Here is a 15199-nt window from a genome sequence, read left to right on the forward strand (position 1 = left end):
TTCATCCACTTCGCGCCATGCCAGGGAGCTCGCAGATGAAGGCACTCGTCTATCACGGTCCCGGAAACAAATCCCTCGACGAGCGGCCCCAGCCGACGCTTGCCGCGGCCACCGATGCGATCGTCCGCGTGACGCGCACGACCATCTGCGGCACCGATCTGCACATCCTCAAGGGCGACGTGCCCACCTGCGAGCCCGGGCGCGTGCTCGGGCACGAAGGCGTGGGCATCGTCGAGGAGGTGGGCGCGGCGGTATCGGCATTCAAGCCGGGCGATCACGTGCTGATCTCGTGCATTTCTTCGTGCGGCAAATGCGAAGCGTGCCGGCGCGGCATGTATTCGCATTGCGCGACAGGCGGCTGGATCCTCGGTAACAAGATCGACGGCACGCAGGCGGAATTCGTGCGCATCCCGCATGCCGATACGAGTCTCTATCCGATTCCGGCGGGCGTCGAGGAAGACGCGCTCGTCATGTTGTCGGACATTCTTCCGACGGGCTTCGAATGCGGCGTGCTCAACGGCCGCGTGCAGCCGGGCAGCACGGTCGCGATCGTCGGCGCGGGACCGATCGGTCTGGCCGCCTTGCTCACGGCGCAGTTTTACGCGCCTGCGCAGATCATCATGATCGACCGCGACGCGCATCGGCTCGAAGTCTCGCGCACGTTCGGTGCGAGCGCGTGCATCGACATCACGGGCATGGAGCCGGTCGCCGAAATCATGCGTCTGACCGATGGCGCGGGCGTCGACTGCGCGGTGGAGGCGGTCGGCGTTCCGGCGACCTTCGAGCTATGCCAGCAGATCGTCGCGGCGGGCGGGACGATCGCGAACGTGGGCGTGCACGGCGTGAAAGCCGATATCCATCTCGAATCGCTCTGGGATCGCAACATCACGATCACGACGCGCCTTGTCGATACGGTCAGCACGCCGATGCTGCTCAAGACCGTGCGTGCGGGACGGCTTCAGCCGAAGCAACTCATCACGCACCGCTTCACGCTCGAGCGCGCGCTCGATGCTTACGATACCTTCAGCCGCGCGGCGCAAACCCAGGCGCTGAAGGTCATCATCGAAGTGGCGTGACCATGGAAAGCGTGAGCGTGCCGACAGTGCTCATCGGTGTCTTCGTGGAGCGCATCGAACGCAAGCTCGGGCGCGTCGACAATCTGAAGGGGGCGGCGTGAGCGGAAGCAAAGGCCGGGTGACCATGTACCGCAAGATCATGGTGGCGCTCGATGGCAGTGCGTGTTCGCAACGCGCGCTCGACGAGGCGATTCGCATCGGCGCGCGCGCGAGGGTGCGGGTCGTGCACGTCATCGACGTGGCCGCGCTTTCGTCGTATCCGGCGCAGTACCGTGTGAGCGTTCGTGAGCAAGGCGCGCACGCGCTGGAGATCGCGTATGCGCGTGCGCTCGATGCGGGCATCGAATGCGAAACCGAACTTGCCGAAACACGCGATGTGACCGACACGATCGCGAAATGCCTGCAGCGCCGCGCGGTGCAGATGCTCGCGGACGTCGTCGTCATGGGCACGCACGGCCGCACCGGATTGCGCAGGCTTGCGCTCGGCAGTGTCGCCGAAGCGTTCGTCAGGCGCTCGACGTGTGCCGTGCTGCTCACGCGCGAGACGAGCGGTGCGTCGGGACATGCGTGAGGATCGCATGCTCTGACCGGAGAAGCGGCCGGCTCACGATCAAAACTCGTCTAACGCCGGTCCACGCGGCCGTATTGATCCAGATCAATACGCACCACGAATCCGTGGCAGAGACTGAGGGGATATGTCCTGAACGTCGAACCACCCCGCATCGATGCACCACGAGGTATCGGCATGAACATTACGTTTGCAAGCCAGCCGCCCGTCTATCAGGGCGATGTCCCTTCACTCACCTTCGCCGCGTTCGCCGACGGCGAGCGCATCGCGTGCACCATTTCCGCCGAGGCGCTGGAGGATCACTTCGGCGCGGCCTCCTGGCGGGAGGAAGATTTGCAGCAGGCTTTCGAAAGCCATCGCTCGTCGATCGAAGGCGCTGCCGAACACCTGCTGAACCGCGTCGGCGGCACATCGGTCATGCTGCGCAGCGGATTTTTCCGGTTTCGCCGGGCGCGCGCTCAGACGTCGTCGAGCCGGGCCTGACCGGGAAACCGCACGCACGCGCGATCCGCCGCGTTCGACTGACTCAAGGTGACGCCGGGACGCCGTTGTCGGCGCGACGTGTGAGCGGAATTTCCACGAGGATGCGAAAGCCTTCGCCGGGCGCGCTGCGAAACTCGATGACGCCGCCCAGCTGACGTACGCGCTCGCCCATTCCGAGCAGGCCGAACGTCCCGGCGGCGCGCCCGCGTGTGACGTCGGCGCCGCAACCGTCATCTTCGATCGTCAGCGTGCAGCGCGACCGCGTGCAGGCGATCGCGATGCGTACTTCGCTCGCCTGCGCATGGCGCACGACGTTCGTGAGCGCTTCCTGCACCAGCCGGAAAACCGACGTGGAGGCGCTCGTGTCGATTCCGCCTTCCTCACCTTCGATATGCAGTTGGATCGTCAGATCGTAACGCCGGCGAACGTCGCAGACGAGCCAGTCGATCGCGGCGAAGAGCCCGAGATCGTCGAGCACGGGCGGGCGCAGGCCAGCCGCGATTCGCCGCACCGATCCGATGATCGTGTCGATCTGCGTCTGCATCGCGGCGATCTGCGCGCCGGCGTCGAGCGTCGATAACTGCATCTTCAGCGCGGCGAGCTGCTGGCCGAGATCGTCGTGCAATTCGCGGGCAATCGACGCGCGCTCGTTTTCGAGCGCGCTCTGCACGTGCGCGGACAGTTCGCGCGCGTGCTGCAACTCGGTGAGCCGCAGCCGGTCGGTCATGTCGCGCGTGACCTTGGCGAAGCCGAGCAGATTGCCGCGCGCGTCGCGCAGTGCCGTGATGACGACATTCGCCCAGAAGCGGCTCGCATCCTTTCGGACGCGCCAGCCTTCGTCTTCCACGCGACCGGCCTGCGCCGCTATCGAAAGCTCGTTTTGCGGCTTGCCCGCCGCGATGTCGTCGGGCGGATAGAAGACGGAAAAATGACGGCCGACGATCTCCCGCGCGTCATAGCCTTTGATCCTCTTTGCGCCGGAGTTCCACGTCGCGACGTTGCCGTGGGCGTCGAGCAGGAAGATCGCATAGTCTTCGACGGCCTCCACGAGAAGCCGGAAAGACGCATCGTTCTGCAGCGCGGACGAGAGCGGGGCGCGTGGATCGTCGGGTACGGCTGCTGAGGCGTTCGTCATCGTTGCTGGGCCCGGTCGCGCAAGCAACGTCCGACGCGTTGCAATGCTATTGCGTGGTCAACGTGAAAGGCGGCAACGGCATATCGTCACCGTCCAGAAAAGCGGTCGCACAGCGAACCGCGAAACCGAGCGCGCCATCCCTGCTCGCGAAGGCGCCGAGATTGCCGAGCGAGGTGGCATGGCCGTCCTCTTCCAGAATGGACGCGGTTGCGACGAATGCATTGCCTACTTGAGTGACGGAGGGCTGAAAAGCCGCTCCCCGATGATAGATGATCATAGATTGTGCCGAAGTGGTCGAAGCGCGAGCGGCATGCATGCCGCCGGGTGCGCGGGATCAGGCGTGCTGGACAACGCGAGCGCCGTTCGAATGGGGCGGATGTCGCATGGATTGTCGATGATCGATTTCGGCCATGCCATAGGCAAATGCATAGCGCACGGCGCCTGTCGCGCTCGTAAATTCGCCGAGCATGCCGCTCGAACGGCGCGTGCCGTCCGGTTCGCGCACGATGAGCATTGCCGTGTAGCGATCCTGTTCCAGCACGGCCGTCGCGCTCAGCACGTGGCCTTTGTAGATGAGATCTGTGGTTTGGGTCATCGGTCTCTCAGGTTTTATGTTTTCGATGTACCGCGTGTCAGTCCTACATTTCGTAAGCAATAAGCCTAACCGTTCAATTTTTGTCGTCTTACCCGATTTAAGCTTTTTTACTTTTTTCCGGTGATCGCTTAAGTCGGATGAAATAAATACGCGTGGACATGGATCGCGCGCATCGTTCCGCCAATTCCTAGCCGTCGCCCGACGATCTTTTCCCTTGTTAAGCCGGCACAGACAATAATCGCCACAGCACCGGGTCCGAGCCCGGTGAACGGAGATCCACAGATGAAAGGGCATTTATCGGTTGGCGTAACCGCAGTTGCCATTGCAGCGATCATCGGTGGATGCAGCGGGGGAAGCTCCAGCTCCGATCCGTCCACGGCTTCGGGAGGCTCGTCATCGGCATCCGGCCCGGCTGCGGCGTCGGGTCCATCGTCGCCGGCAAGCGGCGCGAGCGCGCCGTCCAGTGCAAGCACGCCCGCGACGACCAAGCCGTCCGCATCGACGCCGATGGATGTCACCACGTATCACAACGACATCCGGCGCACCGCGCAGCAGCTCGCGGAGACCCGGCTCACGCTCGCCAACGTGAACGCATCGACGTTCGGCAAGCTCGGCTTCTATACCGTCGATGGCCCCGTCGATGCCCAGCCGCTCTTTCTCGGCAACGTGCCGATCGCGGGCGCAGCGCATAACGTGCTGTACGTCGCAACCGAGAAAGCGAGCATCTACGCGTTCGACGCCGATACGGGCACCGTGCTCTGGCACGTCTCCACGCTGCTCGCGGGCGAAGTGCCGAGTGACGATCGCGGTTGCGACCAGACCACCCCGAGCATCGGCATCACGGCGACGCCCGTCATCGATCGCGCGCGCGGGCCGAATGGCGCGATGTATGTCGTCGGCATGTCGAAGGACAGCGGCGGCGCGTATCACCAGCGCATTCACGCGATCGACATCGCGACGGGCGCGGAACTCTTCGGCGGCCCGACGGAAATCACCGGCTCGTATCCCGGCACCGGCTCGGGCAGCGTGAACGGCGTCGTGCCGTTCACGCCCGCTCAGTACATCGAGCGGGCGTCGCTGCTGCTCTTGAACGGCGTCGTCTATACGGCATGGAGTTCGCATTGCGACGCGTTGCCATACACGGGCTGGGTCATGGGCTACAGCGCGGACACGCTGAAGCAGACGGGCATCCTGAATGTCACCCCGAATGGCCAGATGGGCGGCATCTGGATGGGCGGCGCGGGTCTCGCATCGGATGGCACGTCGATCTATTTCCTCGACGGCAACGGTACCTTCGATCCGACCACCAACGCGCAGGAGATGCCCAACAAGAACGACTTCGGCAATGGCTTCCTCAAGGTCACGCCGACGCCTGCGCTGGCACTTCGGGTGACCGATTACTTCGAGCCGTCGGACACCGTCGCGGAATCGAACGCGGACCTCGACCTCGGCTCGGGCGGCGTGCTGGTCCTGCCCGATGTCACCGATATCAACGGCAACGTGCAGCATCTCGCGATAGGCGGCGGCAAGACGCGCGTGCTCTATGTCGTGAATCGCGACGCGATGGGCAAGTTCGATTCGAATGCCGATCACATCTATCAGCCGCTGTACTCGACGATCACCGGCCCGCTGTTCACCGCACCCGCGTTCTACAACAACACGATCTATATCGGCCCGGCGGGCGATCACCTCAAGGCGCTGCCGGTCGTGAACGCGGTGGTGGCGGCGGCCGCGTCGAGTCAGACCACGAGCCCGGCGGGCAACTGGAATTTCCCGGGTCTCGCGCCCGTCATCTCCGCGAACGGCAACACGAACGGCATCGTATGGGGCGTCGAGAACACGTCGCCCACGGCCGTGCTGCATGCGTACGACGCGAGCAATCTCGCGACCGAGCTCTACAACAGCAATCAGGCGGGCACGCGAGATCAGTTCGGCAATAACAAGTTCATCTCGCCGACGATCGCGAACGGCAAGGTCTACGTGGGCACGAAAACCGGCGTCGCCGTATTCGGCTTGCGATGAAGCGTTCCGTATGGGAAACGTCCGCATCGGGATAAGATCGCGGAACTTCAACCCGTGGAGCGATTTCATGCAACTGACCCGTCTTCTCGTTCCGACCTTCGTCCAGACGCTGAAGAACCTTTCGACGTGGCTCGACAAGGCGGCGGCGCAGCAGCAGGAGAAGGACGCGAACCCCGATGCGCTCATGACCCTGCGTCTCGCGCCGGATATGTATCCGCTCGCGGCGCAAGTGCGCTTCGTGTGCTTTCAGGCGCAGGAGCCGGCGTACAGATTGCGCGGAGAAAACGTGCCGCAGAGCTTGCTTGGCGTGCGTGAAGAAGGATGGAAGTCGAACGAGGAGCCCGGCTCGTTTGCTGACGCGCAGGCGCGCATCGCCGGGGCGATCGCATTTCTTTCGAGCCTTGCGCCCGATGCGCTCGATACCGGAACCGACGCGCAGATCGCGCTCGATCTGCCGAACGGCATCGTCTTCGATATGACCGGCGAGCAGTACGCGCGCGACTGGTCCTTGCCGCAGTTCTATTTTCACGCCGTGACCGCGTACGCGATTCTGCGCCATCACGGCGTGCCGCTCGGCAAGCCGGATTACGTCGCGCATATGTTCGCGTATATCCGGCCCGGCACGTTGCCGCAGGGTTGAAGCGTCAGGGCGTCACGCGTTCGACATCACGCCGCGTTGGTCGTCGGCACGATCCTCGTTGCCGTGACGCAGGCGCGTGCTGCACACCGCGGCGAACAGCAGCGCGATCGCGAGACACACGAGCCCGTTCATCGCGCGGCCGGTCGTCTGTTCGATGATGCCCATCACCGTCGGTCCGACGAAGCCGCCCAGCAGGCCGCACGAATTGACGAGGCCGAGGCCGCCCGCGAGCGCACTGCCCGAAAGACGCGACTGCGGGAAGGTGAAGATGATCGACTGCACCACGAAGAACATCAGCGCAGAGAGGCACACGCCGAGCAGCCCGATCACCGGCGACGCCCATGCCGCGATCAGCATGCCCGAGGCCATGATGACGAGCCCGGCGATCAGGATGCGACGGCTCTTCGACGAATCGCTCGCGAAGCGCGGCAGCGTGGCTGCGCCGATGGCGGCGGCGACCCACGGCGTCGCGCTGAGCAGGCCGATCGTCAGCGGAGAAAATTTCCCCGACGCGCCGATGATGCCCGGCAGGAAGAAGATCACCGTGTAGATCGTCAGCTGATGGCAGAAGTAGACGAGAATCGCGAGCCACACCTGACGGTCGCCGAGCACGCTGCGCAACGCGCCCGTGCCGTGGCGGCCGCCCTGCGCGTCCTGTTCGGCGGCGAGGCGGCGTTCCAGCGCAATGGCGTCCTCGCGTGAAAGCCACGGCGCGCTCGTCGGGCGATCGGGCAGCATCTTCCACACGACGAACGCCAGCAGGATCGCGGGTACCCCTTCGATCACGAAGAGCCATTGCCAGCCGTGAAAGCCGAGGCTGCCGTCGAGTTCGAGCAGCGCGCCGCCGAGCGGACCGCCGACGATATTCGCCACGCACACGCCGAGCAGGAAGTAGCCGGTGGCGCGGGCGCGTTCCTCGCGTCCGAACCAGTACGTCAGATAGAGCATCACGCCGGGGAAGAGTCCGGCTTCGGCCGCGCCGAGCAGGAGGCGCATCACGTAGAACGAAGTCTCGCCGGTGACGAAGGCCATCGCGACGGAGAGCGCGCCCCACGTCACCATGATGCGCGTGATCCAGAAACGCGCGCCGACCCGGTGCATGATCAGGTTGCTGGGAATCTCGAAGGCCGCATAGGTCAGGAAGAACAGACCCGCGCCGAGTCCGTATGCCGCGGCGGAGATGCCGAGATCGATGCTCATCGAATGCTTCGCGAGCGCGATATTCGTGCGATCGAGAAAGCTGATCACATAAACGATTACCAGCAGGGGCATCAGCTTGCGCAGCATCAGGCGGTTGAGCGACGCGTGCGAAGCGCTCGTCGTGGTGGGCTTGGACATGATGACTCCCGGAATCAGAATGGGCGCGGGATGCGCGCGGGTAATGCGGTGTCGGGAAGGCGTTTCAAGAAAGTGTCTCCGTAAGCGTTGTATTTTTAATGGCGTGAGCACGCGCCGATCGCGCGGCGCGTGCGCTCGAAAATCAGAAGTTCACGTTGTCGCCGCCCTTGAGCGAGAGCATCTGACGCGCTTCGGCGGGCGTCGCGACGTCGAGCGACAAGCCTTCGATCACTTGACGGATCTTGCGTACCTGCGCCGCGCTCGACTCGGCGAGCTGACCCGGCCCGATCCACAGCGAATCTTCGAGACCCACGCGCACGTTCGACCCCTGAGCGACGCCGATCGAGCCGAGCGGAATCTGATTGCGCCCCGCGCCGAGAATCGACCAGACATAGTCGTTGCCGAAAAGACGATCGGCGGTGCGCTTCATGTGCGCGAGATCCTCGGGATGTCCGCCGATGCCGCCCAGCAAGCCGAATACGCTCTGCACGAAGAACGGTCCCTTGACGAGCCCGCGATCGACGAAGTGCGCGAGGTTGTACAAATGCGAGATGTCGTAGCACTCGAACTCGAAGCGGGTGCCATTGGCCGAGCACGACGTCAGGATGTATTCGATATCGGCGAACGTGTTCTTGAACACGAGATCGCGGCTCTTCTCGAGATGCTGGCGTTCCCAGTCGTGCCTGAGTTCCTTGAACCGGTCGAGCATCGGATAGAGGCCGAAGTTCATCGAGCCCATGTTCAGCGATGCCACTTCCGGCTGGAAGTGATGCGCGGGCTTCAGGCGTTCCGCGACCGTCATGTGCGGACTGCCGCCCGTCGTCAGGTTGATGACTGCATCGGTCTGCGACTTGATGCGCGGCAGGAAGCGCTGGAACACGGCGGGGTCTTGCGTCGGGTGACCGTCTTCGGGATCGCGCGCATGCAGATGCAGAATCGCCGCGCCTTCCTTCGCCGCGGCGAGCGCGGCTTCGGCGATCTCGTCGGGCGTGACCGGCAGGTACGGCGACATCGAAGGCGTATGGATCGCACCCGTCGGTGCGCACGTAATGATGACCTTGCGTTTCGTTGCCATGTGATCCTCGATGTTCTTCAGAGTGTTTCGACGTTGCCGCAGACGGAGAGCGCCTGACCCGAAATCGCGCTGCCCGCGGGCGAGCTGAGATAGAGCACGCTCGCGGCGATTTCCTCCTGCGTGACCATGCGGCGCAAGGAAATCTTCGCGAGATACTGCTTCTCCATCTCCTCGTAACCGATGCCGAGCTGTTTCGCGCGCGCGGCGATCACGCCTTCCATGCGCGGGCCCTTGACGATGCCCGGCTGCACCGCATTCACGCGAATGTTGTCGGGACCGAGCTCGATGGCGAGACTTTTCGCGAGACCGACCACGGCCCACTTCGTCGCGGAATAGGGCGTGCGAAAGCCATAGCCGAGACGACCCGCGACCGACGACATGAACACGATCACGCCGCCATCGATCGCCTCGCGCAGCATCGGCACGGCCTCGCGCGAGAAGTAGTAGTGGCTATTCAGATTCACGTCGATGGTCTTTTCCCAGTCGTCGGAATCGATCGCGTCGATGCCGCCCGTCGGGCCCGCGATGCCCGCGTTGTTGATCAGCACGTCGAGGCCGCCGAGTTCGCGCCGCACGTCTTCGAAAACGCGCTTCACGTCGTCCTTGTTCGCGACGTCCGCACGCGTGCCGGTGATCGACGGCGAAACGGTCGAGACCGCGTCGATGGCTTTCGGATCGACATCGCAGACATGCACGCGCGCGCCCGTCGACACGAACGCCTTGGCAATCGCGAGACCGATGCCGGACGCGCCGCCCGTGATCAGCACACGCAGGCCTGCGCGCGGGGTGAGCAGTTTCATGAAATCCATCGGGTGACTCCTTTGTGGTTATGTTTTGCGGGACGTGCGCCGTCCTCGCTCGGGGCGATCAGTCATACTAAAAATCGTGTGAACAGGCGCGTCTTGCGCCTTCTTCGTTCAGCTTTGCGCGTGACGCCGCACGCGCGTCTCCTGCGAACGAAGATGCGCTTCGAGATCGCGCGCGGCGTCGCGGATGTCCTTTGCGATACCTTCGCGCGCGGCGGCGCCGTCGTGTTTCCACAGCGCATCGATGATCTGCCGGTGCGCCTGCATCGACACGCGCATGTGCGCCACGTCGGGCGCCACCATGTTCAGGAACGGACCGATGCGCATCCACATGTTCTGGATCGTCGCGAGCGTCATGTCGCTTGCACCGTGCCGATAAATGCGCGTATGGAACGCGAAGTTGCAGCGCAGATAGGCGCGTGCGTCGCCGGCTTCGACGTGTGCATCCATTTCGTCGAAGATGCGCTGAACGGCGGCGACGTCGTCGTTCGTCATGCGGGCGGCCGCGCGTTCGGCGACGCAGCCTTCCAGCGCGACACGCACGTCGCGCAATTCTTCGAGCAGCTCGAGCGTCATCGGCGGGACCATCAGGCCGCGCGACGGGCCATCCACTAGCGCGCCTTCCGCGCGCAGACGCGTGAGCGCGGCGCGCACGGGCATCGTCGAGAGGCCGACTGCTTCCGCGACGCCGCGCAGGCTTAGCGGCTGACCGGCGGCGAAGCTGCCGCTCATGATCGCTTCGCGCAGTTGCTGATAGACCTTGGTCGCCATCGTCTCCGTCGCGATGACTTCGAGCTGCGGCAGGGGTTGTGTCAGAGAGCGGGGCGCCAAGTGTGTTTCCTTGCTGATCTATGATCTGTGATCACAGTTTGATTTCGCGACGAGGTTTAGTCAATGCGAACGGAATCAGGGATAACCCGACAGGGCGCGCAACGCATTTGGGCTGAAAGTGCGAGCGTTGGGCACAATGCTTGCGGACTCCCGAACCGCGACATCGCCCCCGCCAATCCGCAATGCGACCCACCGACTCCGACGTTTCTCCCGCCCTCGAATGCCGCCGCCTCACGAAGAAGTACGCTGGCGGCCGCATCGTGCTCGACGCGCTCGACTTCGCGCTCGGCGCGGGCGAGTTCGTCGCGATCATGGGCGATTCGGGCGTCGGCAAATCCACGCTGCTCAATCTGATCGCGGGTCTCGATACGGCCGACAGCGGCGACGTGCTGATCGACGGCACATCGATTTCCACGCTTTCCGACGATGCCGCCACGCGCCTGCGCCGGCAAAAGCTCGGCTTCGTGTTCCAGGCGTTTCATGTGCTGCCGCATCTGACGCTCTATCAGAACGTGGCGGTGCCGCTCTTGCTGAACGGCATGCCGCCCGCGCCGGCGTACGCAATGCTCGCCGCGGTCGGCCTCGACGGACGCGGCGACGACATGCCGCGCCAGCTTTCCGGCGGCGAACTGCAACGTGTGGCGATTGCGCGCGCGCTGGTGCATCGGCCGCGATTGCTGCTTGCCGACGAACCCACGGGCAATCTCGATCCGCAAACCGCGCACGAAGTGCTCGAATTGCTGCGCGCCGAAACGCGGGCGACGCGTGCCGCGACCGTGATGGTCACGCATTCGGAAGCGGCGGCCGCCTTTGCAGATCGCATCGTGATTCTGAGCGATGGCGCGTTGCACGCCGCGACGCTCGCGCGATGAGCGATAGGGCGGTCCCGCGCCGCGGATTCGACACACTCACGCGCTGGCTGCTCGGCGCGCAATGCCGCAGTCACCGGGGACGAGCGCTCGTCGCCATGCTGACAATCGCGCTGGGCGTCGGACTGGGCTATGCCGTGCAGCTCATCAACGGCGCGGCGTTCAACGAGTTTTCCGCCGCCGCGCGAAGCCTGTCGGGACAAGCGGACTTGCAGGTGCGCGGCGCGCAGCTTTTCATCGACGAGAACATCTATCCGCAACTCGCGACGTATTCGGGCGTCGCGGTCGCGAGTCCCGTGCTCGAAGTCGATGCCGCCGTGCCCGGCAGGAACGCGCCGCTCAAGGTGCTCGGCATCGACGTGTTCCGCGCGAAACGCGTCGCGCCGGATCTGACCGGCGTGCCGCGTCCGCAAGCATCGCTCGATGTGCTCGCCGGCGACGCCATCTTTCTTTCTTCGGCCGCAAAGACGTGGCTCGGCGCGCACGATGACGGATACGTCGAGTTGCAGAGCGGGACCTCGCCGGTGAAGCTGCGTGTGGCGGGCGGCATCGCGCGTACGCGTCCCGGGCAGCGCATCGCGGTGATGGATATCGCCGCGGTGCAGACGCATTTCGCGCTCGTCGGCAGGCTGTCGCGCGTCGATCTGCAACTCGCGCGCGGCGTCGATCGCGACGCGTTCCGGCAGACGCTGCAACGCGAACTCGGCGCGCGCCTCGTCGTGACGGAAACGCAGGATATCGAAAGCCGGACCGACCGCCTCTCGCGCGCGTATCGCATCAACATGAACGTGCTTGCGCTCGTCGCGCTCTTCACCGGGGCGTTTCTCGTCTTCTCCACGCAGGCGGCGGGCGTCGTGCGCCGCCGCGCGCAGTTCGCGATGCTGCGCGTGCTCGGCATGACGCGCGCGTCGCTCGTGCGGCAGATCATGCTCGAAGGCGCGCTGCTCGGCGTCGTGGGCGGCGTGCTCGGCATCGCGCTCGGCTTCACGGTCGCGGCGCTCGCGCTGCGCTTTTTCGGCAGCGATCTCGGCGGCGGATATTTTCCGGGCGTCGAACCGCGCGTCGTCTTCGAGCCCGTGGCCAGCGCGATCTTTCTGGCGCTCGGCATCGGCGTCGCGCTCGCGGGCACGCTCGTTCCGGCGCTCGAAGCGGCGCGCGCGCGTCCCGCGCCGGCGCTGAAGGCGGGCAGCGAGGAAGCCGCGCTCGCGCCGCTCGGCAGGCCGTGGCCCGCGCTCGCGTGCCTGGCAGCCGGCGCCGCGCTGACGCAGGCGCCGCCTGTCTTCGATGCGCCCGTTGCCGGATATCTCGCGGTCGCGCTGCTGCTCGTCGGCGGCATCGCGTTGATGCCTCGACTCACGGCGATCGTGTTTCGTCGCGCGATGAAGCCGCGCGGCGCCGTCGCGACGCTCGCGCTCGCGCGTCTTGCCAACGCGCCCGGGCAGGCGTCCATCGCGATGGGCGGCGTGCTGTCGAGCTTCACGCTGATCGTCGCGATGGCGATCATGGTGACGAGCTTTCGCGTATCGGTGGAAGACTGGCTCGTGCATCTGCTGTCGGCGGATCTCTATGTGCGCATGGCATCGAGCGGCGATACAGGCGGATTGCGGCCCGATCAGCAGATGCAGCTCGCCGCGGCGAACGGCGTCGCGCATGCGGCATTCACGCGGGCGTCGAAACTGACGCTCGATGCCGCGAAACCGCCTGTCGCATTGATCGCCCGCGAGCTCGACGCCGCCGATCCCGGCGCGACATTGCAGATGACCGGCGCGGTGTTGCCGCCTTCCTCATGGCGCGCCGATGAAACGCCGGTCTGGGCCTCGGAAGCGATGGCCGATCTGTACGGCTATCGCGTGGGCGAGCGCGTGACGCTGCCTGTCAGCGAGGCGAACGAGCGCTTCGTCGTCGCGGGAATCTGGCGCGACTACGTGCGCCAGACGGGCGCGCTGCAAATGCGTATCGCCGATTACCGCAGGCTCACCGGCGACACGACCGCGACCGATGTCGCGATCACGCTGCGCGCGGGTTCGAGCGCGGCGCAGGTCATCGGCGCGATCAGGAAACTTCCCTTCGGCGATGCGCTCGAGTTCTCGCAGCCCGGCGAGATTCGCGCGCGCACGCTGACCATCTTCGATCGCAGTTTCGCCGTGACGTACCTGCTGGAGGCGGTGGCGATCGTCATCGGCCTTTTCGGCGTCGGCGCGACGTTTTCGATGCAGACGCTCGCCCGCTCGCGCGAATTCGGCATGCTGCGGCACGTCGGCGTGACGCGCGCGCAGATTCTCGCGTTGCTGGCATCGGAAGCGGGGTGGCTCACGCTGCTCGGCATCGCGATGGGCTGCGTGCTCGGTTTCGCGATCAGTCTGATTCTCGTGTTCGTCGTGAATCCGCAGTCGTTTCACTGGAGCATGTCGCTGCATGTTCCATGGACGATGATCGCGATCATCGCGTGCGTGATGCTGGCGTCGTCGTGCGCGACTGCGGTGCTGTCGGGCCGCCGCGCCGTGTCGGTGGATGCGGTGCGCGCCGTGCGGGAGGACTGGTGATGCGCATTCTGCTGCTCGCGTGGCTGTTCTTGCCGTTGGCCGCATTCGCCGATGAACCGACGTTCGCGCCCGTCACGCCGGGACACGCGATCGAATGGCCGAAGGATAGCGGCGCGCATCCGCCGTATCGCACGGAATGGTGGTACGCGACGGGCTGGCTCGAGACGCCCGATCATCGGCCGCTCGGTTTTCAGATCACGTTTTTTCGCTCGAATACGGGACAGAAGCAGGGCGCGAGCGCGTTCGATCCCTCGCAACTGATCATCGCGCACGCGGCGCTGTCGGATCCCGCGTACGGACGGCTCGTGCACGATCAGAACGTCGCGCGGCAGGGCTTCGGCCTGGCGTATGCGAAAGACGGCAACACGGACGTCAAGCTCGACGCGTGGCGCATGACGCGCGAAGCGGACGGCCGCTATAAGGTCGTTGCCGATGCCGCCGGTTTCGCGCTCCATCTCACGTTCACCCCGACGCAGCCGCCGATGATCCAGGGCGAGCAAGGTTATTCGCGCAAGGGCCCGTCGCCGGAACAGGCGAGCTACTACTACAGCGAGCCGCAACTGACGGTAACGGGCAGTGTCACGCGGCCCTCGGCATCGGGGAAGGCGAATGCGAGCGTCGCCGTGACGGGGCGCGCGTGGCTCGATCACGAATGGTCGAGCACGCTCTTGTCGTCCGATGCGGCCGGCTGGGACTGGCTGGGCGCGAATCTCGACGATGGCTCGGCGCTGATGGCCTTCAAGGTCCGCGCGCGTGATGGGCACGCGGTGTGGGCGCATGCCGCGATGCGCGACCGCGACGGTCGAACGCGGCAATTCGGCCCGGGCGATGTGGAGTTCACGCCGGAGCGGCGGTGGCGCTCGCCGCGTACGGATACGGTCTATCCGGTGGCGATGAATGTGCGCGTTGGTGGGATGCGGTGGCGGTTGACTCCGCTGATCGACGATCAGGAGCTCGACTCGCGCGACTCGACGGGGGCGTTGTATTGGGAGGGTGCGGTCACGCTGGCCGGTGACGGCTCGAATGGACGGGGATATCTCGAACTGACCGGGTATGCGAAGACGCTGGAGGTGGAGAAGCGCTGACCGCGGCTGGAACACGATGCGAGAAAAAGCCGTCGATCCGGCGCCCCGATGCACGCTCTGTTACAGGCACCTATACTGACTCCGCCGGAGGTCACCAAAAAAGGCCCCACGGCAACGACGATAACCTTCAGCC

General features: G+C 65.1%; 16 protein-coding genes. 8 read left to right on the top strand and 8 right to left on the bottom strand.

Annotation, left to right across the window (positions count from 1 at the left end; all coding sequences use genetic code 11):
• The first annotated feature begins 35 nt into the window (after positions 1 to 35).
• The 3 genes from NCR38_RS26190 to NCR38_RS26200 all read left to right on the top strand — a co-directional run bounded on the left by NCR38_RS26190 (position 36) and on the right by NCR38_RS26200 (position 2127).
• Positions 36 to 1076 carry a zinc-dependent alcohol dehydrogenase family protein gene (locus NCR38_RS26190; protein WP_061116292.1) on the top strand — a complete coding sequence of 347 codons (1041 nt, stop codon included), beginning with the start codon at positions 36 to 38 and terminating at the stop codon, positions 1074 to 1076.
• Between the two features lie 97 nt (positions 1077 to 1173).
• Positions 1174 to 1647 carry a universal stress protein gene (locus tag NCR38_RS26195; protein ID WP_250477801.1) on the top strand — a complete coding sequence of 158 codons (474 nt, stop codon included), beginning with the start codon at positions 1174 to 1176 and terminating at the stop codon, positions 1645 to 1647.
• A 174-nt stretch (positions 1648 to 1821) separates the two neighbouring features.
• Positions 1822 to 2127 carry a DUF1488 domain-containing protein gene (locus tag NCR38_RS26200; RefSeq protein ID WP_061116294.1) on the top strand — a complete coding sequence of 102 codons (306 nt, stop codon included), beginning with the start codon at positions 1822 to 1824 and terminating at the stop codon, positions 2125 to 2127.
• Positions 2128 to 2170: 43 nt separating this feature from the next.
• Here NCR38_RS26200 and NCR38_RS26205 read toward each other — a convergent pair whose 3' ends face one another.
• From NCR38_RS26205 to NCR38_RS34365, 4 genes are all read right to left on the bottom strand, one after another.
• Positions 2171 to 3262 carry a PAS domain S-box protein gene (locus NCR38_RS26205; RefSeq protein WP_086960712.1) on the bottom strand — a complete coding sequence of 364 codons (1092 nt, stop codon included), beginning with the start codon at positions 3260 to 3262 and terminating at the stop codon, positions 2171 to 2173.
• A 46-nt stretch (positions 3263 to 3308) separates the two neighbouring features.
• Positions 3309 to 3539 (bottom strand): hypothetical protein, encoded by a 231-nt coding sequence (locus NCR38_RS26210; RefSeq protein ID WP_061116296.1) that lies wholly within the window; start codon positions 3537 to 3539, stop codon positions 3309 to 3311.
• Between the two features lie 57 nt (positions 3540 to 3596).
• Positions 3597 to 3857, bottom strand: coding sequence for a hypothetical protein (locus tag NCR38_RS26215; RefSeq protein WP_061116297.1), 261 nt, complete (start codon positions 3855 to 3857; stop codon positions 3597 to 3599).
• 128 nt (positions 3858 to 3985) lie between these two features.
• The gene (locus NCR38_RS34365; protein ID WP_250477802.1) at positions 3986 to 4378 is read right to left on the bottom strand and encodes a hypothetical protein; all 393 of its coding nucleotides are present in this window, start codon (positions 4376 to 4378) and stop codon (positions 3986 to 3988) included.
• Here NCR38_RS34365 and NCR38_RS26225 point away from each other — a divergent pair.
• Entirely contained in the window at positions 4365 to 5879 is a 1515-nt protein-coding gene (locus NCR38_RS26225; RefSeq protein WP_250477803.1) for a pyrrolo-quinoline quinone, read from the top strand. The two genes, NCR38_RS34365 and NCR38_RS26225, sit on opposite strands and share 14 nt — an antisense overlap.
• A gap of 67 nt (positions 5880 to 5946) precedes the next feature.
• A complete protein-coding gene (locus tag NCR38_RS26230; protein ID WP_061116299.1) occupies positions 5947 to 6519 on the top strand; it encodes a DUF1993 family protein in 573 nt (190 codons plus the stop codon).
• 12 nt (positions 6520 to 6531) lie between these two features.
• Here the strand turns inward: NCR38_RS26230 and NCR38_RS26235 are convergent, their stop codons facing one another.
• From NCR38_RS26235 to NCR38_RS26250, 4 genes are all read right to left on the bottom strand, one after another.
• Positions 6532 to 7857 (bottom strand): MFS transporter, encoded by a 1326-nt coding sequence (locus tag NCR38_RS26235; RefSeq protein WP_061116300.1) that lies wholly within the window; start codon positions 7855 to 7857, stop codon positions 6532 to 6534.
• Positions 7858 to 7999: 142 nt separating this feature from the next.
• Positions 8000 to 8932, bottom strand: coding sequence for a 3-keto-5-aminohexanoate cleavage protein (locus tag NCR38_RS26240; protein WP_061116301.1), 933 nt, complete (start codon positions 8930 to 8932; stop codon positions 8000 to 8002).
• Between the two features lie 17 nt (positions 8933 to 8949).
• Positions 8950 to 9741, bottom strand: a complete 792-nt coding sequence (locus NCR38_RS26245) for an SDR family oxidoreductase (protein ID WP_061116302.1) — start codon at positions 9739 to 9741, stop codon at positions 8950 to 8952.
• Positions 9742 to 9849: 108 nt separating this feature from the next.
• A complete protein-coding gene (locus NCR38_RS26250; RefSeq protein WP_061116303.1) occupies positions 9850 to 10569 on the bottom strand; it encodes a GntR family transcriptional regulator in 720 nt (239 codons plus the stop codon).
• 182 nt (positions 10570 to 10751) lie between these two features.
• Here NCR38_RS26250 and NCR38_RS26255 point away from each other — a divergent pair, with 182 nt between their 5' ends.
• From NCR38_RS26255 to NCR38_RS26265, 3 genes are read left to right on the top strand one after another with little or no spacing between them, the layout of a single operon-like run.
• Positions 10752 to 11441, top strand: a complete 690-nt coding sequence (locus NCR38_RS26255; protein WP_061116304.1) for an ABC transporter ATP-binding protein — start codon at positions 10752 to 10754, stop codon at positions 11439 to 11441.
• Positions 11438 to 13981, top strand: coding sequence for an FtsX-like permease family protein (locus NCR38_RS26260; RefSeq protein ID WP_061116305.1), 2544 nt, complete (start codon positions 11438 to 11440; stop codon positions 13979 to 13981). The genes NCR38_RS26255 and NCR38_RS26260 overlap by 4 nt, the downstream gene beginning before the upstream one ends.
• The gene (locus NCR38_RS26265) at positions 13981 to 15066 is read left to right on the top strand and encodes a lipocalin-like domain-containing protein (protein WP_061116519.1); all 1086 of its coding nucleotides are present in this window, start codon (positions 13981 to 13983) and stop codon (positions 15064 to 15066) included. The genes NCR38_RS26260 and NCR38_RS26265 overlap by 1 nt, the downstream gene beginning before the upstream one ends.
• The last annotated feature ends 133 nt before the right edge of the window (positions 15067 to 15199 follow it).

The sequence above is a fragment of the Caballeronia sp. INML1 genome, assembly GCF_023631085.1.
In the GTDB taxonomy this organism is placed as follows: domain Bacteria; phylum Pseudomonadota; class Gammaproteobacteria; order Burkholderiales; family Burkholderiaceae; genus Caballeronia; species Caballeronia turbans.